At 55.0% G+C, this 24,800-nt stretch carries 22 protein-coding genes; 16 read left to right on the forward strand and 6 right to left on the reverse strand.

Translation table 11 applies throughout. The features are described from left to right. The first annotated feature begins 21 nt into the window (after nt 1-21). Complete coding sequence (locus NeNHUV3_RS09810; RefSeq protein ID WP_048599193.1) at nt 22-402, forward strand: HIT domain-containing protein; 381 nt, start codon at nt 22-24, stop codon at nt 400-402. Here NeNHUV3_RS09810 and NeNHUV3_RS09815 read toward each other — a convergent pair. After that, entirely contained in the window at nt 399-1,316 is a 918-nt protein-coding gene (locus NeNHUV3_RS09815; RefSeq protein ID WP_391481145.1) for an ABC transporter ATP-binding protein, read from the reverse strand. The two genes, NeNHUV3_RS09810 and NeNHUV3_RS09815, sit on opposite strands and share 4 nt — an antisense overlap. A gap of 87 nt (nt 1,317-1,403) precedes the next feature. Between NeNHUV3_RS09815 and NeNHUV3_RS09820 the strand changes: the two genes are divergently transcribed. After that, nucleotides 1,404-1,583 carry a zinc-finger domain-containing protein gene (locus NeNHUV3_RS09820; RefSeq protein ID WP_048599195.1) on the forward strand — a complete coding sequence of 60 codons (180 nt, stop codon included), beginning with the start codon at nt 1,404-1,406 and terminating at the stop codon, nt 1,581-1,583. Between the two features lie 58 nt (nt 1,584-1,641). Then, nucleotides 1,642-4,434: a DNA polymerase I gene (gene polA, locus NeNHUV3_RS09825; RefSeq protein ID WP_391481146.1), complete on the forward strand. Its 2,793-nt coding sequence runs from the start codon at nt 1,642-1,644 to the stop codon at nt 4,432-4,434. Between the two features lie 6 nt (nt 4,435-4,440). On the opposite strand, the gene NeNHUV3_RS09830 is transcribed toward polA, so the two are convergent. Next, nucleotides 4,441-5,019, reverse strand: coding sequence for a DUF1285 domain-containing protein (locus NeNHUV3_RS09830; RefSeq protein WP_391481148.1), 579 nt, complete (start codon nt 5,017-5,019; stop codon nt 4,441-4,443). A 68-nt stretch (nt 5,020-5,087) separates the two neighbouring features. Here NeNHUV3_RS09830 and NeNHUV3_RS09835 point away from each other — a divergent pair, with 68 nt between their 5' ends. The 4 genes from NeNHUV3_RS09835 to NeNHUV3_RS09850 are packed head-to-tail and all read left to right on the forward strand — an operon-like array spanning nt 5,088 to nt 11,813. Beyond that, nucleotides 5,088-6,089 carry an AAA family ATPase gene (locus NeNHUV3_RS09835; RefSeq protein WP_391481149.1) on the forward strand — a complete coding sequence of 334 codons (1,002 nt, stop codon included), beginning with the start codon at nt 5,088-5,090 and terminating at the stop codon, nt 6,087-6,089. Nucleotides 6,090-6,091: 2 nt separating this feature from the next. Continuing rightward, nucleotides 6,092-6,964 (forward strand): DUF58 domain-containing protein, encoded by an 873-nt coding sequence (locus NeNHUV3_RS09840; protein WP_391483233.1) that lies wholly within the window; start codon nt 6,092-6,094, stop codon nt 6,962-6,964. Then, nucleotides 6,965-9,742 carry a DUF4159 domain-containing protein gene (locus NeNHUV3_RS09845; protein ID WP_391481151.1) on the forward strand — a complete coding sequence of 926 codons (2,778 nt, stop codon included), beginning with the start codon at nt 6,965-6,967 and terminating at the stop codon, nt 9,740-9,742. It abuts the gene before it with no gap. Beyond that, on the forward strand, nt 9,708-11,813 hold the full coding sequence (locus tag NeNHUV3_RS09850; RefSeq protein WP_391481152.1) for a hypothetical protein: 2,106 nt from the start codon (nt 9,708-9,710) through the stop codon (nt 11,811-11,813). Before NeNHUV3_RS09845 ends, NeNHUV3_RS09850 begins: the two co-directional genes overlap by 35 nt. Nucleotides 11,814-11,824: 11 nt before the next feature. On the opposite strand, the gene NeNHUV3_RS09855 is transcribed toward NeNHUV3_RS09850, so the two are convergent. Beyond that, a complete protein-coding gene (locus NeNHUV3_RS09855) occupies nt 11,825-12,235 on the reverse strand; it encodes a CopD family protein (protein ID WP_341245775.1) in 411 nt (136 codons plus the stop codon). A 107-nt stretch (nt 12,236-12,342) separates the two neighbouring features. Between NeNHUV3_RS09855 and NeNHUV3_RS09860 the strand changes: the two genes are divergently transcribed. The 5 genes from NeNHUV3_RS09860 (at nt 12,343) to NeNHUV3_RS09880 (ending at nt 17,726) form a co-directional block, all read left to right on the forward strand. Further along, complete coding sequence (locus NeNHUV3_RS09860) at nt 12,343-13,791, forward strand: FAD-linked oxidase C-terminal domain-containing protein (RefSeq protein ID WP_391481154.1); 1,449 nt, start codon at nt 12,343-12,345, stop codon at nt 13,789-13,791. A gap of 39 nt (nt 13,792-13,830) precedes the next feature. Then, nucleotides 13,831-14,934 (forward strand): glycolate oxidase subunit GlcE, encoded by a 1,104-nt coding sequence (gene glcE, locus NeNHUV3_RS09865; protein ID WP_391481156.1) that lies wholly within the window; start codon nt 13,831-13,833, stop codon nt 14,932-14,934. A 3-nt stretch (nt 14,935-14,937) separates the two neighbouring features. Next, the gene (gene glcF / locus NeNHUV3_RS09870) at nt 14,938-16,257 is read left to right on the forward strand and encodes a glycolate oxidase subunit GlcF (protein WP_391481157.1); all 1,320 of its coding nucleotides are present in this window, start codon (nt 14,938-14,940) and stop codon (nt 16,255-16,257) included. Nucleotides 16,258-16,326: 69 nt separating this feature from the next. Further along, entirely contained in the window at nt 16,327-17,118 is a 792-nt protein-coding gene (locus NeNHUV3_RS09875; protein WP_391481159.1) for a trypsin-like serine peptidase, read from the forward strand. A gap of 140 nt (nt 17,119-17,258) precedes the next feature. After that, entirely contained in the window at nt 17,259-17,726 is a 468-nt protein-coding gene (locus NeNHUV3_RS09880; protein ID WP_391481161.1) for an Hsp20 family protein, read from the forward strand. Nucleotides 17,727-17,810: 84 nt separating this feature from the next. Here NeNHUV3_RS09880 and NeNHUV3_RS09885 read toward each other — a convergent pair whose 3' ends face one another. Then, nucleotides 17,811-19,277: an NAD-dependent succinate-semialdehyde dehydrogenase gene (locus NeNHUV3_RS09885; protein WP_391481162.1), complete on the reverse strand. Its 1,467-nt coding sequence runs from the start codon at nt 19,275-19,277 to the stop codon at nt 17,811-17,813. Nucleotides 19,278-19,444: 167 nt separating this feature from the next. Between NeNHUV3_RS09885 and NeNHUV3_RS09890 the strand changes: the two genes are divergently transcribed. The 3 genes from NeNHUV3_RS09890 to NeNHUV3_RS09900 are packed head-to-tail and all read left to right on the forward strand — an operon-like array spanning nt 19,445 to nt 20,642. Continuing rightward, the gene (locus NeNHUV3_RS09890; RefSeq protein WP_391481164.1) at nt 19,445-19,744 is read left to right on the forward strand and encodes a hypothetical protein; all 300 of its coding nucleotides are present in this window, start codon (nt 19,445-19,447) and stop codon (nt 19,742-19,744) included. Between the two features lie 22 nt (nt 19,745-19,766). Next, complete coding sequence (locus tag NeNHUV3_RS09895) at nt 19,767-20,024, forward strand: hypothetical protein (protein WP_391481165.1); 258 nt, start codon at nt 19,767-19,769, stop codon at nt 20,022-20,024. A 15-nt stretch (nt 20,025-20,039) separates the two neighbouring features. Then, the gene (locus NeNHUV3_RS09900) at nt 20,040-20,642 is read left to right on the forward strand and encodes a DUF1523 family protein (protein WP_391481166.1); all 603 of its coding nucleotides are present in this window, start codon (nt 20,040-20,042) and stop codon (nt 20,640-20,642) included. Between the two features lie 11 nt (nt 20,643-20,653). Here NeNHUV3_RS09900 and NeNHUV3_RS09905 read toward each other — a convergent pair whose 3' ends face one another. Beyond that, nucleotides 20,654-22,978 (reverse strand): aldehyde dehydrogenase family protein, encoded by a 2,325-nt coding sequence (locus NeNHUV3_RS09905; protein ID WP_391481168.1) that lies wholly within the window; start codon nt 22,976-22,978, stop codon nt 20,654-20,656. A 3-nt stretch (nt 22,979-22,981) separates the two neighbouring features. Then, a complete protein-coding gene (deoC, locus tag NeNHUV3_RS09910; RefSeq protein ID WP_391481170.1) occupies nt 22,982-23,956 on the reverse strand; it encodes a deoxyribose-phosphate aldolase in 975 nt (324 codons plus the stop codon). 166 nt (nt 23,957-24,122) lie between these two features. Between deoC and rpe the strand changes: the two genes are divergently transcribed. Continuing rightward, nucleotides 24,123-24,800, forward strand: coding sequence for a ribulose-phosphate 3-epimerase (gene rpe / locus NeNHUV3_RS09915; RefSeq protein WP_391481171.1), 678 nt, complete (start codon nt 24,123-24,125; stop codon nt 24,798-24,800).

Here is a 24,800-nt window from a genome sequence, read left to right on the forward strand (position 1 = left end):
GGCAAACAATGAGGTGCACCGATGGCTTATGTGTATGACGATCAAAATATCTTCGCCAAGATTTTGCGCGGAGAAATCCCGAACACAACTGTCCATGAGACCGAACATACCTTGGCGTTTCGGGATGTTGCGCCCCAAGCCCCCGAGCACGTGCTGATTATCCCCAAAGGGGCTTATGTGACTTACGATCACTTTGCTTCTGAGGCGTCAGATGCTGAAATTGTTGATTTCACACGCGCAGTTGCTGATGTGTGCAATGCATTGGGTGTGTGCCCGGGCTCTGCTGGTTCTGGCTATCGTTTGGTTTCAAACGCTGGACAGGACGGCAATCAAGAAGTCCCGCACATGCACGTTCATGTGGTGGCAGGGCGCGGGCTTGGCGGGCTTTTGCCGCAGGCCTAAGCGCTTTTGGTGAGGGCCAAAAACACTTCTTCTAAGTCCGCTTCTTCGGTGCGCACGTCTGCGATTTTGACGCCCGCCGCGCGCACCGCATCAAGGACTGCATCGGCTGGTGTGATTTTGCGGTTGTAACTGAACGCGATCTGGCCGCCGTCGCGTACGCTCATCTCTACGCCCTGTGGCAGATCAATCGTACTTGGATCACCCTCAGACGGTGTAATCAAAAGCGTTTTTGCATCGACCCGTCCCAATAGGTTTTGCGTGGTGTCCTGCGCAACTTTCTCGCCGTGGTTGATGATGGCGATTTCGTCACACATTTCTTCAGCTTCTTCGAGGTAGTGCGTAGTCAGGATAATCGTCATGCCCTGTTCATTCAGCTTACGCACATTCTCCCAAAGCATATTACGCAGCTCAATATCAACGCCTGCTGTTGGCTCGTCCAGAACCAGCACGTTGGGCGCGTGAACCAATGCTTTACCAAGCAACAGCCGTCGGCGCATGCCACCAGAAAGCGAACGCGCGTAGGCATCGCCTTTGTCTGCAAGGCCGATGATATCAAGGATCTGATCCGTGCGCCGCTCGGCCTTTGGGACGCCGTAAAGCCCTGCCTGCATTTCCATTGCGCCGCGAGGTGTAAAGAATGGATCGAGGTTAAGCTCTTGGGGCATCACACCAATGCTGGCGCGCGATTGCCTTGGGTTGATGTCTTGATCAAACCCCCAAATCTTTACGTTACCTGATGATTTAAGCACCAAGCCCGCTAGAATATTGATGAGAGTCGACTTGCCAGCACCGTTTGGCCCCAAAAGCCCAAAGATGGAGCCCTTAGGGATGGTTAGGTCGATGCCTTTCAAGGCCTCATGCCCGCTGGCATAGGTCTTGCGCAGTCCGGTGATTTCTATGGCGGATTGGTCCATGTCGGTCTTGCCCCTGCGCGTGTCATGTATATCTTAGGGTCAGACTTAGAGCGGGCGACGCCCCGCGACAACCAAGGACATTGCATCATGGCAACACAAGCCCCTGAAACACGTATCGTCGAGCAATACCGCGTGGCCTGTGATGGCGGTGAGGGCGCGCTTGGCCACCCTCGCGTTTGGCTGCAAATCCCGCAAGAGCACGGTTGGGTTGAATGCCCCTACTGTGACTGCAAAATGATCCATCAGGATCACCAAGACAAAGCGTAAACCACCGCTGCGGCGCTGTGATCTTTTGGTGGCGCTTACTTAATCTGGAGCGACCCCTATGACTTTTGGACCCGGCTGCCATCTGCACCTTATCGACGGATCCGCATTTATCTTCCGTGCCTATCACGCGTTGCCACCGCTGACCCGCAAGTCAGACGGGCTGCCGATTGGTGCAGTATCGGGCTTTTGCAACATGTTGCAGCGGTACGTTGAGGGCAACACGGGCAGTGATGTAACCCATTTGGCCGTCATCTTTGACAAGGGCAGTCATACGTTCCGCAACGATATGTATGATCTTTACAAGGCCAATCGCGATGCGATGCCCGAGGACCTACGTCCACAAATTCCACTAACCCGCAAAGCGACCGAAGCGTTTAACATCGCGTGCAAAGAGCAGGCTGGCTATGAGGCGGATGATATCATCGCAACGCTTGCGCGCATGGCGCGTGAAGCGGGTGGGCGCTGCACGATCATTTCAAGCGATAAAGATCTGATGCAGCTTGTCGGTGGCGGTGTTGAGATGTTCGACGCCATGAAAAACAATCTGATTGATAGCGAAGGGGTTGAGGCAAAGTTTGGTGTTGGCCCGGAGCGTGTTGTGGATGTGCAGGCGCTTGCGGGCGATAGCGTTGATAACGTGCCGGGCGCGCCGGGTATTGGCGTGAAAACTGCTGCGTTGTTGATCAATGAGTATGGCGATCTTGAAACGTTGCTGGACCGCGCGTCTGAGATTAAACAGCCCAAACGCCGTGAAACGCTGATTAATCACCGCGAACAAATTGAGCTGTCAAAACGCCTTGTGACCCTCGATGATCAGACGCCGTTGGATTATGGCCTTGATGATTTGGAAGTTCGCGACCCTGATCCGGAACAGCTTCTGGCCTTCTTGGCTGAGATGGAGTTCCGCACCCTGACGCGGCGCATTGCTGATACTTTGGGCGCAGAGGCTCCCACCATTGAAGATACGCCTGCGGCCAGTGCAGATGCGCCCGAAGCCGAAGCGGTGCCTTTTGATGCAGCCGCTTATGAATGGGTGAAAACCCCAGAGGCCCTTCAGTTGTGGATCGACCGTATTTATGCCCGTGGCTATGTGGCAGTGGATACGGAGACAACTGGCCTGAACGAGATGATTGCCGATCTGGTGGGCGTTTCTTTATGCGTGGATGCGGGCAAGGCCTGCTATATTCCGCTGACCCATAAAGGTGGCGATGCGGATGATTTGTTTGGGGATGATACGCTGGCCGAGGGGCAAATGGATTTTGCCACTTGCTTGAATATGCTCAAGCCAATGCTTGAAGACCCGAGCATCTTGAAAATCGGCCAGAACATGAAATACGATGCTAAGATTTTTGCTAATGAAGGCATCGCCGTGCACCCGATTGATGACACGATGTTGATGTCTTACGCCATGAACGCCGGTTTGCATAACCACGGTATGGATGCGCTGTCGGATCGGTATTTGAGCCATACACCAATCCCAATTAAGCCGCTTTTGGGCACAGGTAAATCAGCGCGCACCTTTGACCGCGTCCCTGTTGAGGAGGCGGTGCCTTATGCGGCAGAGGATGCGGATATTACGCTTCGCCTGTGGCAGTACTTCAAGCCACGGTTGCACCGCAGCCAAGTCACCAAAGTCTATGAAACGCTTGAGCGTCCCTTGGTGCCTGTGTTGGCCCAGATGGAGCGGACAGGTGTGCAAGTTGACCGCGATACTCTGAGCCGGATGTCGAACGCCTTTGCCCAGAAAATGGCAGGGCTTGAGGACGAAATTCACCAGCTGGCAGGACGTAGCTTTAACGTAGGCTCCCCTAAACAACTTGGGGAAATCCTATTTGATGAGATGGGTATCGAGGGTGGCAAGAAGGGCAAAACTGGTGCGTATGCAACGGGTGCGGAAGTGCTTGAGGACCTTGCAACAGAGCATGACCTGCCGGCCCGTGTTTTGGATTGGCGGCAGTTGAGCAAGCTGAAATCGACCTACACAGACGCGCTGCAAGATCACATCAATCCACATACGGGCCGCGTTCACACAAGCTATTCAATCGCTGGTGCCAATACTGGCCGCCTTGCCTCTACAGATCCGAATTTGCAAAACATTCCAATTCGTTCTGAAGAGGGCCGCCGCATTCGTGAGGCGTTTGTAGCCCCTGAAGGTAAAGTGCTTGTGGCGTTGGATTACAGTCAGATTGAGCTGCGGATATTGGCCCATATGGCTGATATTGCGGAGCTAAAGCAGGCATTTAAGGACGGTTTGGATATTCACGCGCTAACTGCATCCGAGATGTTCGATGTCCCCCTTGATGAGATGACACCTGACGTGCGCCGCCAGGCAAAGGCCATCAATTTCGGAGTGATCTACGGCATTAGTGGCTTTGGTCTTGCGCGCAACCTGCGCATTCCGCGTGCTGAGGCGCAGGGCTTTATTGACCGGTATTTTGAGCGGTTCCCCGGCATCAAAGATTACATGACCGAGACGAAAGCCTTTGCAAAAGAGCACCTGTACGTTGAGACGCTTTTCGGACGTAAAATCAACACGCCAGAGATTGCCGCCAAAGGTCCGCGGGCTGGCTTTGCGCAACGAGCCGCCATCAACGCCCCCATTCAGGGCACTGCGGCGGATGTCATTCGTCGCGCGATGATCCGGATGCCGGAAGCCATTGCTGATTTGCCTGCCAAAATGCTTCTGCAGGTACATGACGAGCTGTTGTTCGAAGTAGATGCGGACGCCGCTGACGCACTAACGGCTGTGGCCAAAGAGGTGATGGAAAACGCGGCCAACCCAGCGGTACACCTTGATGTGCCGTTGATTGTTGATGCGGGTCGCGGAGCAAACTGGGCTGAGGCGCACTAGCGCGGCTCAGGCCTCCAAATCAGCCGAGCGGATGAGTGGAAAGAAACTTCCCTGAGAGGTGACACCAAACCATTTTGCGCCGTCGTGGTCTTGGTGGTGCCCGATATCAGCAAGCCGGTAGAATGACTTGCGATCAATCAACGCCTCAAGATTGCTTCGTACCAAAATATAGGGTGAGGGTTCGCCTGCATCGCTATAACTGACGCGAATGGGGTGATCTGGGCCAGCTACGACCACATCACCTACGTTCGTGTGAAACGTCAGCCCGCGTTGCGTTTCGTCAAAATCAATTGCCACAAACGGCGCGTCCACCACCCGAAGACCTACTTTTTCGACTGGCGTGACCAAAAAGTATTTGTCGCCCTCGCGTTTCAAAATCGTTGAAAACAATCGCACGAGCGGTTGCCTGCCGATGGGGGTGCCTTGGTAAAACCATGTGCCATCGCGTTTGATTTCCATGTCTAAATCGCCACAAAAGGGCGGATTCCACAGATGAACCGGCGGTAAACCTTTGCCTTTTTGTGCGGCTTGCGCGGATGCAGCGATGCCTTCTGCGGACGGGGGCACATTGATGTGATCGCTCATTGTTTTGTCATTTGCCCTTTGCGTTTTACATGGTTTGATAACGATATATGCGGTTAAGGGGATTTGTCATGGCCGAAGCAGAAATGGTGGCGCAAATAGATGCGCTGGGCGTGAAACTGGCGGCGGCCAAAACGAGCATTACCAAACGGTTTATCGGCCAAGAGCGTGTAGTCGAGCTGTGTCTCGCGGCGCTATTATCTGGCGGCCATGGCCTGTTGGTTGGTCTGCCGGGGTTGGGCAAAACGCGGCTTGTTGATACGCTCGGTACTGTCATGGGGCTTGATCAGCGCCGTGTGCAATTTACACCTGATCTGATGCCCGCCGACATTATTGGGTCCGAAATTCTTGATGATGTCGATGGAAAGCGCGCGTTCCGATTCATCGAAGGCCCTATTTTTTGCCAGCTTTTGATGGCGGACGAGATCAACCGCGCCAGCCCGCGCACTCAATCGGCCTTGCTGCAAGCCATGCAGGAACGTGAAGTCAGTGTGGCTGGTGAACAGCGCGCTTTGGGTGATCCGTTCCACGTGTTGGCCACGCAAAACCCTATTGAGCAGGAAGGTACATACCCGTTGCCAGAGGCCCAGCTGGACCGTTTTTTGGTGCAAATTGACGTGAAAAACCCGGATCGCAGCACGGAACGTGACATCCTGTTGGCAACAACAGGCGCCGAAGATGCGGTGTCTGAGCAGGTTTTTGACGCCACAGAGTTACGCGATGCCCAACGGCTCGTGCGCCGAATGCCTGTGGGCGATGCTGTGGTTGACGCGATTTTAGATTTAGTGCGTGCATGCCGACCTGACGAAGCCACAGCCTCAGAACAAGTCCGCGAAGCCGTTGCATGGGGGCCGGGTCCGCGTGCGGCACAGGCCTTGATGTTGACCGTTCGGGCGCGCGCACTGCTTGAGGGTCGCTTAGCGCCGTCCCTTGAAGACGTGGCCGCTATGGCCGTGCCGGTAATTAAGCATCGTATGGCGCTGTCATTCGCGGCGCGTGCGCAAGGCGTAGATCTTGAGGCGCTGATCTCATCTGTCGCTGCTGATTTGGGTGCGGGATCAAAAGCTGCGTAATGGTGGCATCGGCTCTCTCCATACGGCTAGGCGCCGAGAGTGAGGCAAGCAAGCTGCCTGCGTTGCAGGTGGCAGCAGAGCAGCTGGCCTCAACGGTGATGATGGGCGTGCATGGACGGCGCAGGGCCGGCATGGGCGAAGAGTTTTGGCAATATCGCCACCACCGCGCCGGAGATGAGCCGCGCATGATTGACTGGCGACGTTCGGCAAAATCCCCCGACATGCGATTTGTCCGCGAGTTGGAATGGCAAACGGCGCAGAATGTTTCAATGTGGGTCGACCCTGCGGCCTCCATGCGCTTTGCAAGCAAAGGTAATCCAACCAAATCAGAACGTGCACAGCTTTTGGGGCTTGCCTTGGCGGTCATTATGTTGCGTGGCGGAGAACGGATTGGGCTGATGGATGGTGACACTGTTCCGCGCGCCGGGATGGGGCAGTTGACGCGTGTTGCTGCGGCACTGTCGAAGGCCGAGATTGATGCGGACTTTTCTGCGCCTGATGCGCATCAGTTGGCAGCGCATTCAACGGCCGTTTTCATAAGTGATTTTCTGGGTGATCTTGCTGCGATTGAAGCCGCTGTTTCGGAAGCTGCCTCGCGCGGGGTGCGCGGTGTTTTGATCCAAACGCTGGACCCGCAAGAAGAAGTTTTTCCCTTTAAGGGGCGCACTATTTTTGAGAGTATTACCGGTGCGCTAAGCCACGAAACCAAGCGCGCGGGTGATCTGAGGGACCGCTATCTGGAACGACTTGCCGCGCGCAAAGCGGCCCTTTCGGGATTGGTAAGAGCGACAGGTTGGCAGTTTCACACGCACCACACGGATCAATCGCCGCAACAGGCGTTGCTTTGGGCTTATCAAGCCTTGGGCAGAACTTAGATGCCGGCTCTGTTCAACATCGCATTCGGTGCGCCATGGTTGTTGCTGGGTTTGCTGGTCCTGCCGGTTCTATGGTTTTTGCTGCGCGCCGTGCCGCCTGCGCCAATCAAACGCCGGTTTCCTGCAGTGTCACTCCTGCTTGGGCTTGAGGATACAGAGGTTGAGGCCGACAAAACGCCATGGTGGCTGATGTTGCTTCGAATGTTGGCCGTTGTGGCGGTAATTATCGGCTTTGCTGGCCCCGTTTTGAACCCTTCAGCGGATACGCAAAATACTAAGGGGCCTTTGGTCATTGTTATTGATGGCACTTGGGCCAGCGCACAAAATTGGCCAGCGCAACTGGACAGAATTGACAGTGCGTTAGAGGCAGCTTCCCGCCAAGGTCGGCGCGCTGCAGTAGTCCGTTTAACTGACCCTGCGGTTGGTCTTGAGTTTGCAGCGGCGGATGTTTGGCGCAGCCGTCTTGCGGGGCTTGGTCCCCAAGCTTGGGCGGCCATAAGCGGTCTCGATTGGGTGACGGATGTGCCTGACGGTGCGCAAGTTTTGTGGATGAGTGACGGCTTGGCGCGTGAGGGGCGTTTGCCTTTACTTGCAACACTTCAAGCCAATTCAAAGGTCACAATATTTGAGGAAAGCGCCCCGATTTTCGGCCTTACGCCCGCGGTTTTGCAAGATGGCGTTGTCATAGTTGAAGCACTGCGCAACAGATCCGGCACAGCACAAGACATAATCGTAAACGCGGTTGGTCGCGATCCTGCAGGCATTGCGCGCGTCCTAACGCAGGTGCCTCTCTCTTTTGCGGCCTCAGAAATGAGCGCGCAGGCAGAGATAGTCCTACCGGCTGAGCTGCGTAATCGTGTGAGCCGCTTTGAAATTGAAGGCATCGCAACCGCTGGTGCGGTCACCCTTTCTGATGACGGGCTACGGCGGCGTGAAATTGCGCTGATTGACGGGCGCAGTGCCGGTGAGGGCGCACAACTACTGTCTCAGCTTTATTATTTGGAACGTGCGCTGCGTCCTACTGCGGACCTTATCCAAGGCGCATTGCCGGATGCGTTGTTGGCTAATCCTGATGTGATTGTTTTAGCTGATGTGGCTAATTTAACCCAAGCAGAGACACAGGGGTTGACGGATTGGGTTGAAAGCGGCGGGCTGCTGTTGCGATTTTCTGGGCCGCGCCTTGCGGCCAGTGATGTGGCGCGAGGCGCACAAGACCCCCTTATGCCCGTACGCTTGCGGTCTGGTGGGCGTTCAGTTGGCGGTGCGATGTCGTGGGGCGAGCCGAAATCGCTCGCGCCATTTGCTGCTGATACACCGTTTTATGGCCTCGATGTTCCTGCGGATGTTGCGATCAACAGCCAGCTTGTTGCAGAGCCTGATCCGGATTTGGCACAGCGCGTTCTGGCTGAACTGAGCGATGGTACGCCGCTGGTCACACGCAAGGCACTTGGACAGGGGCAGGTTGTCTTGTTCCACATCACTGCAAACGCCGAGTGGTCTAACCTTCCGTTATCTGGCTTGTTTGTGCAGATGCTGGAACGGCTTTCAATCAGCGCACGCGGACAAGGTGATGCGGCGGGTGATTTGCAGGGAACCACTTGGCAGTTAACGGCAGAACTCGGCGCGGATGGGCGGCTTGAAGCCGTGAACACGCAAGCGGGCCTAAGCGGCGAGCAAGTTGAATTAGTCCTCACTGATGGTGGCGTGAATGATCAAGTGCGTCCCGGGATTTACGCCAGCGATGCGCGCAGTCTGGCGCTTAATGTGTTAGGCAGTGATGCGCGCCTTGCAGCGCCTGATTGGCCAAGCAGTGTCGTGGTTGAGGGGCTTAGCCTACCCGCAGAACAACCGCTAAAAGGCTGGCTTTTGAGCGCCGCTTTGGCATTTCTGTCAGTCGACATTATCGCATCCCTTTGGCTTGCGGGGCGTCTTTTGGGACCAAGCGTCGCGGCAGTTTTCCTCGGGGCTCTTTTGCCCACTTTATTTATCGATCCGGCCTATGCGCAGGGTGGGCAGCCCAATGATATCCGCGCGATTGAGGCGACGGCAGAGGTCTCGCTTACTCATGTTTTGACGGGTGATGCGCGTGTGGATGAAATGGCGCTTGCGGGTCTGCGCGGGCTCTCGGATGTGCTTTTTCGGCGCACATCGGTTGAGCCAACGGTGCCCACATCCATTGATTTGGAAACTGATGAGCTTGCGTTTTTTCCGTTTCTCTACTGGCCAATTACCGCGAACCAGCCCCTGCCGTCGGCGGATGCTTACGCCAAGCTGAACAACTATTTGCGCACTGGCGGTATGATCCTTTTTGACACGCGGGACGGCAGCACAGCCTCGTTCGGTGCAAACAGCCCCGAAGGAAAACGCCTGCAGTTGATTGCGGCACCGCTTGATATTCCCGCGCTGGAGCCGCTTCCGCGCGGGCATGTTCTAACGCGGTCGTTTTATTTGCTGCAGGACTTTCCCGGACGTCATACCAGTCGTGATGTGTGGGTGGAGGTGTCGCGCAGTGATGTTGGCGACGGTACTGATTTATTCGCTCAAAACCGCAATGACGGTGTGAGCCCCGTGGTGATCGGCGGCAATGACTGGGCGGCGGCGTGGGCTGTAAGTCCGTCTGGTGGACCTATGGCGCCAATCGGTCGTGGGCGTGCAGGGGAGCGGCAACGCGAGATTGCTTACCGGTTTGGGGTGAACCTGATCATGTATGTTTTGACGGGCAATTATAAGGCGGACCAAGTGCATGTTCCCGCCTTGCTTGAACGGTTGGGGCAGTGACGCGGTGAATGAGGTGTTGATCAATCCGTTGGTACCGTTGCCCGTCATTTTGTTGGCGGGTGCGATCTGTGCCCTGTTATTGGCGTTCGCGTTGTGGCGCGGGCTTTCGGGTGTTTGGTTGCGGGCCTTGGCTGCGGCTTGCGTATTGTCAGCACTGACCAACCCTTCGCTGCAACGTGAAACTCGTGAGCCGTTGAATGACATTGTGATCGTCGCGCTTGATCAGTCTGCCAGCCAAGATATTGCTGATCGTTCCACACAAGCGACGCAGGCACTTGATGCAATTGTGACGGCTGTGCAGGCGCGGCCAAACACGGACTTACGCGTGATAGATGTGCCAGACAGTGCCGATGATCAGGGCACTAAATTGATGAGCAGCTTGTCGCAAGTCCTTGCCGAAGAGCCCCGTGCACGTGTTGCTGGAATTGTGGCGATTACAGATGGTGTGGTTCATGATCTATCCGCCACCCCAGATTTTCCGGCACCGTTTCATGTCTTTTTGACAGGACGCGCCCAAGATTGGGACAGGAAGCTGACGGTCCAAGACGCCCCTGCTTTTGCGATTTTGGGCGAAGAGGTTTTGCTGGGTTTGCGTTTGGACGATGTGGGTGCTGTCCCGAGTACGTTGGCCAATGGTAGGGCGGTTTTGGACATTTCGATTGACGGTGGCGCGCCCCGTCGCTTTGAGGTCCCAGTGGGTGAAGACCTGCAACTGCCGGTGACGCTGCCTCACGGGGGTATGAATGTGCTGCAGTTTTCAACGCCGGAATTGGATGGTGAGCTAACAGCCCGCAACAACACGTCAGTCGTTCAGATCAACGGTGTGCGGGACCGTTTGCGCGTGTTGTTGGTCAGCGGAGAACCCCACGCCGGCGAGCGGACTTGGCGCAACCTTTTGAAGTCCGACAGCAGCGTGGATTTAGTTCACTTCACAATCCTTCGTCCCCTTGAAAAGCAAGACGGCGTGCCCATTGACGAGTTGTCGTTGATTGCTTTCCCGACGCGCGAGCTTTTCTTGGAAAAGATCGATGAGTTCGATTTGATTATCTTTGATCGATACAAACGGCGGGGCATTTTGCCCACGGCCTATATCGATAGCATCCGCACCTACGTTGAGCAGGGCGGTGCGGTTTTGATTGCAGCGGGTCCTGACTTTGCTTCGGCAGATTCTATTTACCGTTCTCCGCTGGCCGATGTTTTGCCTGCGCGGCCCACAGCGCGGGTGATTGAACAGGGATATTTACCGAAGGTTTCAGAGCTTGGCGCAAAGCATCCGGTCACCCGCGGGTTAACTGGTGCAAATAAGGGCGAGCAGCCACCTACTTGGGGGCGTTGGTTCCGACAAATAGAGGTTGAGGCTGAGCGGGGACAAGTTGTGATGACAGGCGTGGATGATCAGCCACTTCTGGTGCTGGACCGCGCGGGTGAGGGGCGTGTGGCGCAGCTTGCATCAGATCAGGCATGGCTGTGGGATCGTGGTTTTGAAGGTGGTGGTCCGCAGCTTGAACTGTTGCGACGCCTTGCGCACTGGATGATGAAAGAGCCCGAGCTTGAGGAAGAAACGCTTACCGCCGAACAAGATGGGGATATGCTTGTCATCACTCGGCGTACTTTGTCTGATGACGTGTCCGATGTAGTTGTAACGACGCCCGATGGTGCGGAGCAAACGATTACCCTGAGCGAGGTTGCACCGGGGCAATTTGAGGCGGTGCTTGAGGCGGATGAAATGGGTCTTTACCGCCTGAGTGATGGTAAAATTGACGCTGTGAAAGCGATTGGCCCCGCCGCGCCGCGAGAATTTGCTGATACTATTGCCATCCCTGACTCATTGGCCCCCGCCGTGGAGAAAACGCAGGGCGGTATTGTCCCTATAATCGATGGTGTGCCGCGTTTGCGGGACGTGCGTGTGGGCCGGCCGGCATCCGGTCGGGGATGGATCGGTCTAACACCGCGAGGAGTGTATCAAACGACGGACGTGGTCCTAACGTCGCTGGTCCCTGCGTGGCTGTTTTTGCTTCTTGCGGCAGGGCTAAGTGTTGCAGCTTGGTTGCGGGAAGGACGGCGCGCCTAGAGCCGCAAGGCTTAGAAAGGTTTGACCACGACCAGCCACAAAACACCAATTGCGCCGAAGACGCTCACTTCATTGAAAACTCGTAGCCAGCGGTCAGAACGTGGGAATTGGCCTTGCTTGGCAGCTGAAACCATCTTGCCGGTGTAAGCGTAATGAGCAGCTAGGCACGCCACAACAACCAGTTTCCACCAAACCCATTGCGGGAAGCCCCAAAGGCTTGCCAGCCAGATACCAGTGAAGATTGCGATCACTGCAAGGCCTGCGGAAAAACGATACAGTCGGTACGTTAGATCGCCTAAATCACCGTTAACACCGTGTTTATCAAAGTCGCGCTTCCAATAGATGAGCGCGCGGGGAACGGCGAAGATGGACGTCATCCAGCCCATAACGCACAGAATATGTATGATTTTGATCCAGTCCATACGCCTTGGGTGAACCTTGCTGCGGCGTTTTGCAAGATGGGAATCCTTGCCTCAGCGTGAAATTGGTTATATTCTCTTACCAATCGTATCAAGCTGGAGCGTTTATCATGGAAATGCCTGTCCCGAATACTGCTGTGTTGTCTAAAAAAGCAGCTGTTGTGCGTCGGTTGAGCGAGGTTTTGCCCTCGGACGCGGTGATCCATGAAGAGCGCGAGGTGAAGGCGTATGAATGCGATGCGCTCACCGCTTACAAGTGCCCACCGCTTGCCGCAGTATTGCCAAGCACAACTGAACAGGTCGCGGCGGTTTTGAAAATTTGCCACGAAGAAAACGTCCCCGTGGTGCCGCGCGGCTCTGGCACGTCGCTTGCTGGTGGTGCTTTGCCCACTGCGGATTGTGTGATCCTTGGGGTGTCGCGCATGAATGAAGTTCTTGAGACGAACTACGATGACCGCTACGTGCGGGTCCAATCTGGCCGAACTAATTTGAGTGTGACCGGGGCCGTTGAAGAGAACGATTTCTTTTACGCACCTGATCCCTCCAGCCAGCTTGCATGCGCGATTGCTGGTAACATCGCTATGAACTCGGGCGGTGCGCATTGTCTGAAATATGGTGTGACGACCAACAATTTGATGGGCGTCAAGATGGTCACGATGGAGGGTGAAATCCTCGAGATCGGAGGTGCGCATCTGGATGCTGCAGGGCTTGATCTGCTTGGGCTTATTTGTGGGTCGGAAGGTCAGCTTGGTGTTGTCACCGAAGCGACCCTGCGGATTTTGCGTAAACCCGAAGGCGCGCGCCCGGTGTTGGTGGCCTTTAACGATAATGAAGTCGCTGGCGCCTGTGTCGCAGACATTATCAAGGCGGGCGTTCTGCCCGTGGCGATTGAATTTATGGACCGGCTTTGCATCGAGACAACAGAAAATTTTGCCCAAGCTGGCTACCCTGATTGTAATGCGCTGTTGATCATTGAGGTCGAAGGGTCTGACGCCGAGATTGATATGCAGCTTGATCTGATTGCCAAGATCGCAGCCAAGCACGATCCAATTGAAGTGCGCCAAAGCAAAAGCGCCGAAGAAAGTGCCGCGATTTGGTTGGGTAGAAAATCTGCGTTTGGCGCGATTGGCCAGATTAGCGATTACATGTGTCTTGACGGAACAATCCCTGTTTCTGCGCTGCCCCAAGTGCTTGGTCGGATTGGTGAGTTGTCAGAGCAATATGGCTTGCAGGTTGGCAATGTGTTCCATGCAGGCGACGGCAATATGCACCCGCTGATCCTTTATAATGCGAACAAAGACGGTGATTTGGAGCTGTGCGAGCAGATGGGCGCAGATATTTTGCGTTTGTGTGTCGAAGTGGGAGGGTGCCTGACGGGTGAGCATGGTGTCGGCATTGAGAAGCGCGATTTGATGGTCGATCAATACGCCCCTGATGATCTGGACATTCAGATGTCAGTCAAAGATGTGTTTGACCCCAAGTGGCTTTTGAACCCTGCAAAAGTGTTCCCGCTTGCCTCATCTGATGCGCGCCGCGTGAGTAGTATCGCGGCGGAATAAGCGCCTCTTTTTGGATATTTAGAAACAAAAGAAGTTATCATGAGACCTGAAACTGAAGCGGCGTTAGCCGAAAATATTGCGGCTGCTCGTGGTCCATTGCGTATTGTTGGCGGTGGCACCCGCGATATTGGCGCCCCTGTCGCGGGGGAGTTGGTTGAGACAGCTGGCATGTCGGGGATCACGCTTTATGAGCCCGGTGCGCTGACGCTTGTGGCCAAAGCTGGAACGCCTTTGTCAGAGATTGAGGCGGCAGTTGCCGTGGAAAACCAACGCCTTGCATTTGAACCGATGGATCACCGCGGCCTGCTTGGCACATCTGGCACATCGACGATTGGTGGTTGTGTTGCTGCAAACGTAAGTGGCCCGCGCCGCATCTCGGTGGGTGCCTGCCGCGATCATATGCTGGGCGTGCGTATGGTTGATGGGGCTGGCCGCATTTTGAAAAATGGTGGCCGTGTGATGAAGAATGTCACAGGGTACGATCTTGTGAAATTGATGTCCGGCAGCTTTGGAACTTTGGGTGTTCTGACGGAGGTGTCGCTTAAGGTCCTTCCCGTTGCGCAGACCCAAGCCACAATCATTTTGCATGATGTAGATGCAGTGCGCGCAGTTGAGGCTCTGTCCGCCGGTCTGGGCAGCCCCTATGAAGTTACAGGCGCCGCCTATGATCCAGCGCTGCGTGAGGCTTACCTGCGCATCGAAGGATTTGAATACAGCGTGACGTATCGCACTGGTGAATTGAAAAAGGTGCTGGCTGGTTTTGGTGAGATGAGCGTTTCCGATGACGTGACCTTGTGGGAAGGCATTCGGGATGTGTCCGTGTTCCACGGTAAAGAAGGCGATGTTTGGCGTATTTCTGTCCGTCCTTCTGACGCGCCTGCAGTCTTGGAAGCGGCTGGTGCGGATGCAGCGTTGTTGGATTGGGGTGGCGGTTTGATTTGGCTGCGCGTTGCAGAGGGGCGTGACGTGCGCACCGCGTTACAGGGTATTGCGGGCCACGCCACGTTGGTGCGCGCCTCTGCGCAAACGCGTGCATCCTTGCCTGTGTTCCATCCGGAAGTTGCAGAAGTGCGCCGCTTGAGTGACGCGTTGCGGGCCAAATTTGACCCACGCGGCATTTTGAATACAGGATTGATGGGGTAGGCCATGCGTACTGAATTTACCGAAGAACAATTGTTGGATCCGGCCACGGCACGCTCGAACAAGATCCTACGAACTTGTGTGCACTGCGGCTTTTGTACTGCGACGTGCCCTACGTATCAGGTTTTGGGGGATGAATTGGACAGCCCTCGCGGGCGGATTTACCTGATCAAAGATATGCTGGAAAATAATCGTGCGCCTGACCCAGATACGGTCAAGCACGTTGATCGATGCTTGTCATGTTTGGCATGTATGTCGACCTGTCCTAGCGGTGTGCATTACATGCATTTGGTTGACCATGCGCGCGAGTACATCGAACAGAATTATAAACGCCGTTGGGATGATCGCGTGTTGCGGTGGGTGCTGTCGAAAATATTGCCTTATCCCATGCGTTTTCGGTGGGCGCTTGCAGGTGCAAAATTAGGGCGTCCGTTCGCAAAGTTGATGCCTGATGCGCGGCTTCGGGCGATGCTTGAGATGGCGCCTAAAACGATACCGCCGGTTAGCCGCAACGATGATCCGCAAACATTTGCGCCGAAAGCCGAAAAGAAAATGCGCGTGGCATTGATGACGGGCTGTGCGCAAAAGGCGCTTAACACTGACATTAACGACGCCACTATCCGGCTTTTGACCCGACTGGGGTGCGAGGTGGTTGTGGCCGAGGGTGTGGGTTGTTGTGGGGCGCTGACCCATCACATGGGCAAAACGTCTGAAAGTCATTCGGCGGCGGGTGCCAACATCAAAGCGTGGATGAAGCATGTAAATGGTGATGGTCTTGATGCTGTTGTCATCAACACAAGTGGATGCGGCACCACGATCAAAGATTACGGCCATATGTTTGAGGGCACTGATCTTGCGAGTGATGCCAAAACAATCGCAGGCCTTGCGATGGATGTATCTGAGGTTTTGATGAAGCTTGATATGCCACCGCTGCCTGAACAAAACATGACTGTGGCGTATCACGCAGCTTGCTCGTTGCAGCATGGCCAACAGATCAAGACGTTTCCCAAAGACCTTTTGCGAAACGCGGGTTTTGACGTTGTGGAACCGGCGGATAGCCATCTGTGTTGTGGGTCTGCGGGGACGTACAACTTGATGCAGCCTGCCATTTCAAAGCAACTTAAGGACCGGAAAGTAAGAACCCTTGAGGCCAAGAACCCAGATGTGATTGCGGCTGGTAACATCGGCTGCATGATGCAAATTGGCTCTGCCGCAAGTGTGCCAATTGTTCATACAGTTGAGCTGTTGGATTGGGCAACAGGTGGTCCTTTGCCTCCTGCGTTTGAGCGCGACGCGAGTGCGCCGCAGGTTCCTATCTTGCGTTAGGTGCTAAAGGCGGCCAAAGTTTAGCTTCAAACTTTGGTAGAAAAATCTATGCGCTTTGCCTTTCTCTTGGTGTCGTTTTTTCTTTCGCCGACGTTTTTGTTGGCGGAAGACACGCGGCTTAGCCAGTTTCAAACAGGTGATGACAACCGTGGTTTTGAAGGTGTGGGTCAGCTCGATATTGCTGGGACGGGCTTTTGCACTGGTGCGCTTATCACGCCGCAGGTGGTGCTGACCGCTGCGCATTGTTTGTTTGACAAAAACAGCGGCACGCGGATTGATCATCGTACGATCCGGTTTCTGGCAGGGCTGCGCAATGGGCGCGCGCAGAGTTACCGTCAGGTCACACGCGCTGTTGTCGCCGAAGGGTATGATTATTCCAACGCCACTCCTACGACACGCATCCGCATGGACATTGCTTTGTTGGAACTTGAGCGACCGATCCGTGACACAAGAGTGAAACCTTTTTTGACGGACCGTTTGCCCAAGCGGGGGGATAATGTTGGTGTTGTTTCATACGCACATGACCGTGCAAGTGCCGCCTCAATCCAAGAGGTATGTGCAGTTTTGGGCAAGCAAGCCGGTGCGCTTGTGCTTTCCTGTGAGGTGGATTTCGGCAGTTCAGGAGCGCCGATTTTTCAGTTTCAAAATGGTGTCGCAAAGATTGTTTCTGTTGTGTCTGCTAAGGCGGAAATGGATGGGCAGGGCGTTTCTTTGGGGGCAAACCTTCAACAAAACCTGGAAGGTCTTGCCAGCCGTCTGAACGCAGGCGAAGGGCAATGGAAGGGGCAATCCGGTGCGCGCAGCAAAACAATTTTAAGTGGCCAACGGTCCGAGACTGGCGCGAAGTTTATCAAACCCTAACTGCGTACGATCTGAGGGGCTTGAAACGCTGCAAAGCCGTTCCCAACTATATTTCACGGTCGCCAACACTGGGGCCGTCGAACTATTGGACCATGCCCAATCGGGATGGCCGCACACCTATCGCTTCTAGGAGGATACCCATGCGAACTCTTGATATGTCACCGCTTTACCGCGCCACTGTTGGCTTTGATCAGATTGCTGATTTGATGGACCGTGTCATGACGAATGACGCAGGCACACAAAGCTACCCACCCTATAACATTGAGAAAACCGACGAAGATGGATACCGGATTTCCATCGCAGTTGCAGGCTTTTCTGAAGATGATCTTGAGGTCGAGGTAAAGGAAAATGCTCTGCACATCACCGCCAGCAAACCCCAAGAAACCGCAAAGCGCACCTATCTGCATCGCGGGATTGCGACCCGTGCGTTTTCGCGGCGGTTCCATCTGGCAGATCATGTCCGTGTAACAGGTGCGGTTCACAAGGACGGCATGCTGCACATTGATTTGCTGCGCGAAGTGCCCGAAGCGTTGAAACCGCGCCAAATCCCCATTCAAAGCCAGCCGCCGGTTACGTCTAACGTGGTGGACGCGAAGGCTGTAAATTAAACCACGCTATCAATCCCGCTGAACAATAAAAAAGGCGCGGCATTTATATGTGCCGCGCCTTCGTTTTGCCTGTCATGTCGTCGGTTAGACGGACATGCACATGTATTTCAGCTCAAGATATTCTTCGATGCCGTGGTGGCTGCCTTCGCGGCCAAGGCCGGATTGCTTGATGCCACCAAAGGGGGCGTTCTCGGTGCTGATGATGCCTGTGTTGATGCCAACGATGCCGTATTCCAGCGCCTCTGCTACTTTGTAAACGCGGCTCAGGTCTTTGGCGTAGAAGTAGCAGGCAAGACCAAAGATCGTATCGTTTGCCATCTCAATCACCTCATCTTCGTTCTCAAATTTGAACAAAGGTGCCATCGGCCCAAAGGTTTCTTCTTGGCTGACTTTCATCTCTTGGGTCACGTCGGTCAAAATGGTGGGCGCAAAAAACAGCGGTCCAGTGTTGTCACGTGAGCCGCCCATCAGCACTGACGCGCCTTTGGATGTGGCATCTGCGATATGATCTTCAACTTTTTCAACGGCTTTGGGCGAAATCAACGGGCCAAGATCTGCGCCGTCAAAACCACTACCGATTTTCAATTTTGCCACTGCTGCTGCAAATTTCTGGGCAAAGGCGTCATAGACGCCGGCCTGCACATAAATGCGATTTGCACAGACGCATGTCTGGCCGTTGTTGCGGAATTTGCACGCAATCGCGCCAATCACAGCTTCATCCAAATCGGCGTCATCAAACACGATGAACGGTGCGTTTCCACCCAGCTCCATAGAGCACTTCATCACTTGATCGGCGGCCTGAGATAGCAAAATGCGCCCCACAGCGGTTGAACCGGTGAATGTCAATTTGCGTACAGTCAGATTTTCGCAGAACTCTTTGCCCGTTGATGAGGCGTCAGATGTGGTCACCACTTGGAACAAGCCTGCAGGCAGTCCGGCACGGGTGGCCAATTCACCGATAGCCAAGGCAGACAGCGGTGTAAGCTCGGACGGACGGGCTACAAATGCGCAGCCTGCTGCCAACGCAGGCGCTGCTTTGCGGGTGATCATTGCATTGGGGAAGTTCCACGGGGTGATCGATGCGGCAACGCCGATGGGTTGTTTGATCACTGTGATGCGCTTGTCCGCTTGGTGTCCGGGGATTGTCTCACCGTAGATGCGTTTGGCTTGCTCTGCGAAGAATTCCACAAATGAAGCACCATATCCGATCTCGCCGCGTGCCTCGGCAAGTGGTTTGCCCATTTCTGCGGTAAGAATGATTGCGAGGTCTTCTTGCGCGGCCATCATCAAATCAAACCATTTCCGCAGGACCTGCGAGCGTTCCTTGGCGGCCAGTTTTGCCCATGCCTTTTGTGCGCTTTGTGCGTGCTCAATTGCGGCTGCAACTTGGGCGCGCGACAGATCTGCGACTTGGGCCACCACATCCCCCGTGGCAGGGTCGGTCACATCAAACGTGCCTTCATCGCCATCCACCCATTCGCCGTTAACATAGGCTTGGGTGCGCAATAAAGCGGTGTCATTCAGGCGTGAAATCAGGTCTTGTGTCCCCATTGGGAAAACTCCTCGTTCGTTTTTCTTGTTTGATGACATGGCGCGCGTAACCTGTCTAGCAACCATGGGTGTGCGTGAAGAAGGTATAAGGACATGACGGTAAACAGCGCGCGATATCTTTGGAGATGGATGAGGTCGTCAGGCTTGGTGCGCAAGGTACTCATGCAATGAGTTTGGGAGTGCTGTATTGGCTGGGTGCCGCGGTGCTGGCCGCATATGTCGGTTGGAAAAGTCTTGCGGATGATGTCACCCAACTTCGCAGTGTTGTGCAGACGTTAGGTGTCACACTTTTGTGGCTGGCAGGGTGGCAAACCCTTCTTGCCCTGGCCTACCTTGGATTGCGGACGCAGGGCGCAGTTTTGTATGAGCTTCAAGTTGTCCTCTTGTTGAGTGCCACTGCGGCAATTATCTGGGTGCCAGTAGGCGTGATCGCATATCTCGGACGCGCGCTGCGCGAACGGCGGTAACAGAAAAAGGGCGGATTGAACGATGTGGCGTATTTTAGTCTTGTTTCTTCTGGTGCTGAGCGCGCTGTATGTGTGTCTGTTGATGTATTTTCGCACAGCACACCGCGAACGGCTGATCGCCAGATGGGCCTCCGAATTACGGGTAGGTGACCGCGACGCCTTCATCAATGAAGAGATGACCGGCTATATGAAGTCGCTCAAGCTGTGGTTGGCCGTGGTGATCTACATCGTCCCAATTGGTGTCGGTGCGACGCTGATTTACGTCCAGAACTTTATGTAGAAAAGAGCCTGTCCGATGCGTTTCATTAAGTGGTCGATCATTACCGTATTTTGGCTGAGCGTCGGCTCGGTTCTGTATTACAGTCTGCCACAGCGCGACATCGTTCAGATCAAAGGGACCGAGATTTTGCGCGCTGATTTGTCCGGCTGGAACCGCGTGTTCTATGCGCAATCCGACAGCGGCAATGACGCGACCCTGCAAAACCGTGATTTGCGGTTGATCAACACGCGCACGGCCCGCGAGCGGCCTTATGTATTTCGTAACGAAGATACGGGCTTTGGCTGGCCATTTTATTTCAAACTCGACAGCTCAAACCTACAGGCTGAAGCCCAGTCTGTTGAACGTGATGAGTGGTACGCTGTTACCCATTACGGTTTGCGCAGCGAGTTTCTTTCGATCTATCCAAACGCGATCAGTATCAAGCGTGTCACAGGGCCGGATGTCCAGCTTATCCCGTGGTTCAACATCGTTTTTCTGACCATACTCGCAGCGGTCTTTTGGGCCGTTTGGGTGCGGTGGCGTAGGTTCCGCGTTGCCAAGATTGATCCCCTCTGGGACGAGGTCGATGAAAGCCTTGATGGAACACGCACGCGCATTCGTGGCTGGCTTGGTCGTTAAACCAAGCCGCTTTATTCGCCGTAGGGCACCCAGATATTTTTCACTTGGGTGGCATGCGCCAGCATTTGTTTCGTCTGGTCACGGCTCCAGTCTGTTTCTAGCCCGTTGTTGACCCATGTGCGTTTTAGATTGCCCACGGACGCGATTTCGACAGCCTTAGATACATCTGCACTGCCGAAACTCCAACAGGCCTCAATGCTCATGTGACCTGCAAGATGTGGCGCCAGTTCACTATGCGAGCCGGTTAAAATATTCACGACGCCCGCAGGGATGTCTGACGTTTCCAACACTTGGATCAGATCTGTTGCGGCCAATGGAAAAGGCTCTGAGGCGCACAAGATAATGCGGTTCCCCATCGCCAATGCAGGGGCCAGCGTGCTGATCAGACCCAACAGAGGTGCCTCATTGGGCGCGATAATCCCGATGGTGCCGATTGGTTCGTGCATTGCCATTGCCACGCCGCGCATGGGTACATCATGGATATTGCCGTCGTATTTATCTGCCCAAGCTGCCGCACTAAACAGGCGATCAAGGGACGCTGCGACTTCGGTGGCTCCGCCTTTGCCGCCCTGCATGGCGTCAAGGCGCGCGGCAAATTCATCGCTGCGCGCTGCCAAGTTCTCGGCAAGATAGTATAGAATTTGCGCGCGCAGGTGGCCTGTTGTTGCGGACCATGATTTTGCGGCTTGGGTGGCTTCGGCGGCGTTGCGAATATCTTTGCGGCTTGCCAAGCTGACATGCCCCAAAAGGTCGCCCTTTTTGCCAAAAATAGCCTTTGAATATCCGCTGTCTGGACGTGCGTGTTTGCCGCCGATGTAAAGCTTGGCCGTACGGTCTATCGCGTCAGCGGGGGCTGCATCACCGGTATAGGCGGTCAGGGTGCCAAGCGGTTTGCGTACAGTTTTCGGCTTTGTGTAAGCGCTGAGCCCTTCCCATCCGCCTTCGCGCCCAAAGCCGCTTTCGCGTACGCCGCCAAAGCCGCTGGCTGCGTCCATCATGTTCGTGCCGTTGATCCAGACGATGCCGCTGACAAGCTTGGGGGCGATGTCTAGTGCGAGGTTGATGTTCTCTGACCACACCGAGGCGGCCAAGCCGTAACGGGTATTGTTAGCAACCTCCACAGCCTCTGCGGGGGTGCGGAATGTCGTTGCGCACAGCACAGGGCCAAAAATTTCCCGCTGCATCAAATCATCTGCCGGATGCAGGCCCGTGATGAGTGTTGGGGGGTAAAAGCACCCGTCGGGGGCTGATGTTTGGAACAGTTCACCATCTTCGTTGGAAGCCACAAGTGACGTGATTGTCTCAAGCTGCACTGGATCAACGATTGCACCCACGTCGATTGATTTATCAAGAGGATCGCCCACGCGGAGCGCTTTCATGCGGGTTTTGAGGCGTGCATAAACATCATCTGCGATGCCTTCTTGAACCAACAGGCGCGAGCCTGCGCAGCACACTTGGCCTTGGTTGAACCAAATCGCATCGACCAGCCCTTCAACAGCGCTGTCGATATCGGCGTCGTCGAAAATAATGTAAGGGGACTTGCCCCCCAACTCGAGGGTCAAGGCTTTGCCGGTGCCTGATGTGGCCTCGCGGATGATCCGCCCAACTTGGGTTGAGCCAGTGAATGCAATTTTGTCTACGTCCGCCGCCACGATCATTTCGCCTACCGCGGCATCACCAGTCACAATGTTCACAACGCCCTTGGGAACGCCGGCTTGTTGACAGATTTGGGCAAACAACAATGCGGTGAGCGATGTGTATTCTGCAGGCTTCAGCACAACTGTGTTGCCCATTGCCAGTGCCGGCGCGATCTTCCAGGCCAACATCAATAGCGGAAAGTTCCACGGGATGATCTGACCGCAAACACCAAGTGCTTCTGCGTCAGGCAACTCGCTGCGCATCAGTTGCGCCATGCCCGCGTGGTAATAGAAATGGCGCTGCGCCAAGGGCACATCAATGTCGCGGCTCTCGCGGATTGGTTTGCCATTATCGAGCGTTTCAAGAACAGCAAAAAGACGGCTGTGTTTTTGTAAAAGGCGTGCAATCGCATAAAGCACTTTTGCACGAGGGTGACCGTCTTTGGCCCATTTTGGTTGCGCCTTGCGGGCGGCTTTCACGGCGGCATCTACATCTGATTGATGAGCCTGACTGATCTTTGCGAGTGCCTCGCCGGTAGCGGGGTTGTTGCTTACAAAGCCATTGCTATGCGTGGTGAACGCCCCGTCAATGAAATGTCCGAATGCCGCGTTATGTTTGGCCAGCCACGCCATGGCTTCTGATGTGCTTTCAGGCGCGGTTCCGTAATCCATCGTTTCGAAAATGTCTTTTACTGTCATAAGTTATCCAATCGGATGGCGGTGGGTGGCGGAGTAGCGCCCCGTTAGATGATGTTCGAGTTGGCGCTCGATGTCGCCAAGAAGAGAGGAAGCCCCAAAGCGGAACAGATCGGGCTGTAGCCAGCGGTCACCAAGTTCCTCTTTGATCATCGCAAGATAGGTGATTGCATCCTTGGCCTTTGAAATACCGCCTGCAGGTTTGTAGCCCACCATGAGGCCCGTTCTGGCGTGATAGGCCCGAATTGCCCGCAGCATCGTCAGGGTCACTGGTAGGGTCGCATTAACCGGCTCTTTGCCGGTGGATGTCTTGATGAAGTCAGAGCCTGCCATCATGCACACCAAACTGGCGCGGGCAACATTGCGTAACGTGCCCAACTCGCCTGTTGCAAGAATGGCTTTCATGTGGGCTGGCCCACAAGCTTCACGCATGGCCTTTGTCTCATCATAAAGCGCCTGCCAGTTGCCTGTAAGGGCGTGACGGCGCGAGATGACGATATCGATTTCACAGGCCCCCGCCTTTACGCTTTCGCGGATTTCTTCAAGCCTTAGGTGCAGTGGGGATAGGCCCGCTGGAAAGCCAGTTGAAACAGCCGCCACTGGAATGCCAGTGCCTTCAAGGGCTTTCACGGCGGTTTGAATCATGTCGTGGTACACACATACTGCGCCCGTCGTCAGGTTTGGCAGGCCGAAAATATCTAATGTTTGGGATGCAACGGGCTGTTTGGCCTTGGCGCACAGCCTGCGAACGCGCCCCTGCGTATCATCACCGGATAGGGTGGTCAGATCGATGCATGAAACTGCTTTCAGCAACCAAGCGGCTTGATGGTCTTTCTTGACCGAACGCCGCGCGGGAAGCGTTTTGGCGCGTCGCTCAATCGCTGAGGTGTTGGCCTGAACGCTTGCGACCCAATCAAGATCAAGTGGGATGCCATCGTTGCGCGGCAGCGTGACAGAGGGAAGTTGAGACAAGGTTTGCATAAATTTACGATGACGCCTTTGCCGAATTGGTGCAAGATTTGCCTCACCGATACACCCAAAGTGAAACGGTGCAAAGCGCGGCGATTACTGGCTGTGCGACAAATCCTAGCCAAAAGGGTTCGGGGGCGCTAAGAGCTTGCCAAACCCAAGCTGGAGACGCTGCCCAATGTCATTTGATCGCTCACTGAAAATCGCCCCGTCCATTTTGTCTGCGGATTTTGCCAATTTTGGTGCAGAGTGTGAGGCCGTTGAGGCGCAAGGCGCTGATTGGGTTCATGTGGATGTAATGGACGGTCATTTCGTGCCTAACATCACTTTTGGTCCCAGCACCTGCAAAGCGATCCGTCCGCACATCAAAGGCGTGATGGACGTACACTTGATGATTGCGCCGGTTGATCCCTACATCGAAGCATTTGCCGAAAGCGGCGCAGATTTCATCACGGCCCACGTTGAGGCCGGCCCGCATATCCACCGGACTTTGCAGGCGATCCGTGGTGCGGGTGCCAAAGCGGGCGTTGCGTTGAACCCCGCGACCCCTGCCAGTGCGGTAGAAGAGTTGCTCGATATGGTTGATTTGGTCTGTGTTATGACCGTGAACCCGGGTTTTGGAGGGCAGTCGTTTATCGACATGACCGCAAAAGTTGCCAAGCTGCGCGCAATGATCGGTGACCGCCCAATTCATATCGAAATCGACGGCGGCGTGACCCCTGCTACGGCACCTCTGGTTGCCAATGCTGGGGCTGATGTGTTGGTGGCGGGTTCTGCAGTTTTCCGTGGTGGATCAGTTTCAAACCCCGCACCTTACGGCGAAAACATTCGTGCGATCCGAGACGCCTGCGCCTAA

The sequence above is a fragment of the Nereida sp. NH-UV-3 genome (genome assembly GCF_042939535.1).
Taxonomy (GTDB): Bacteria; Pseudomonadota; Alphaproteobacteria; order Rhodobacterales; family Rhodobacteraceae; genus Nereida; species Nereida ignava.

Excerpts from the sequence above, each read along its gene's own strand:
- NeNHUV3_RS09810 (WP_048599193.1), top strand. The coding sequence starts at position 22 with ATGGCTTATGTGTATGACGATCAAAATATCTTCGCCAAGATTTTGCGC.
- NeNHUV3_RS09815 (WP_391481145.1), bottom strand. The coding sequence starts at position 1,316 with ATGGACCAATCCGCCATAGAAATCACCGGACTGCGCAAGACCTATGCC.
- NeNHUV3_RS09820 (WP_048599195.1), top strand. The coding sequence starts at position 1,404 with ATGGCAACACAAGCCCCTGAAACACGTATCGTCGAGCAATACCGCGTG.
- polA (WP_391481146.1), top strand. The coding sequence starts at position 1,642 with ATGACTTTTGGACCCGGCTGCCATCTGCACCTTATCGACGGATCCGCA.
- NeNHUV3_RS09830 (WP_391481148.1), bottom strand. The coding sequence starts at position 5,019 with ATGAGCGATCACATCAATGTGCCCCCGTCCGCAGAAGGCATCGCTGCA.
- NeNHUV3_RS09835 (WP_391481149.1), top strand. The coding sequence starts at position 5,088 with ATGGCCGAAGCAGAAATGGTGGCGCAAATAGATGCGCTGGGCGTGAAA.
- NeNHUV3_RS09845 (WP_391481151.1), top strand. The coding sequence starts at position 6,965 with ATGCCGGCTCTGTTCAACATCGCATTCGGTGCGCCATGGTTGTTGCTG.
- NeNHUV3_RS09850 (WP_391481152.1), top strand. The coding sequence starts at position 9,708 with ATGTTCCCGCCTTGCTTGAACGGTTGGGGCAGTGACGCGGTGAATGAG.
- NeNHUV3_RS09855 (WP_341245775.1), bottom strand. The coding sequence starts at position 12,235 with ATGGACTGGATCAAAATCATACATATTCTGTGCGTTATGGGCTGGATG.
- NeNHUV3_RS09860 (WP_391481154.1), top strand. The coding sequence starts at position 12,343 with ATGGAAATGCCTGTCCCGAATACTGCTGTGTTGTCTAAAAAAGCAGCT.
- glcE (WP_391481156.1), top strand. The coding sequence starts at position 13,831 with ATGAGACCTGAAACTGAAGCGGCGTTAGCCGAAAATATTGCGGCTGCT.
- glcF (WP_391481157.1), top strand. The coding sequence starts at position 14,938 with ATGCGTACTGAATTTACCGAAGAACAATTGTTGGATCCGGCCACGGCA.
- NeNHUV3_RS09880 (WP_391481161.1), top strand. The coding sequence starts at position 17,259 with ATGCGAACTCTTGATATGTCACCGCTTTACCGCGCCACTGTTGGCTTT.
- NeNHUV3_RS09885 (WP_391481162.1), bottom strand. The coding sequence starts at position 19,277 with ATGGGGACACAAGACCTGATTTCACGCCTGAATGACACCGCTTTATTG.
- NeNHUV3_RS09890 (WP_391481164.1), top strand. The coding sequence starts at position 19,445 with ATGAGTTTGGGAGTGCTGTATTGGCTGGGTGCCGCGGTGCTGGCCGCA.
- NeNHUV3_RS09895 (WP_391481165.1), top strand. The coding sequence starts at position 19,767 with ATGTGGCGTATTTTAGTCTTGTTTCTTCTGGTGCTGAGCGCGCTGTAT.
- NeNHUV3_RS09900 (WP_391481166.1), top strand. The coding sequence starts at position 20,040 with ATGCGTTTCATTAAGTGGTCGATCATTACCGTATTTTGGCTGAGCGTC.
- NeNHUV3_RS09905 (WP_391481168.1), bottom strand. The coding sequence starts at position 22,978 with ATGACAGTAAAAGACATTTTCGAAACGATGGATTACGGAACCGCGCCT.
- deoC (WP_391481170.1), bottom strand. The coding sequence starts at position 23,956 with ATGCAAACCTTGTCTCAACTTCCCTCTGTCACGCTGCCGCGCAACGAT.
- rpe (WP_391481171.1), top strand. The coding sequence starts at position 24,123 with ATGTCATTTGATCGCTCACTGAAAATCGCCCCGTCCATTTTGTCTGCG.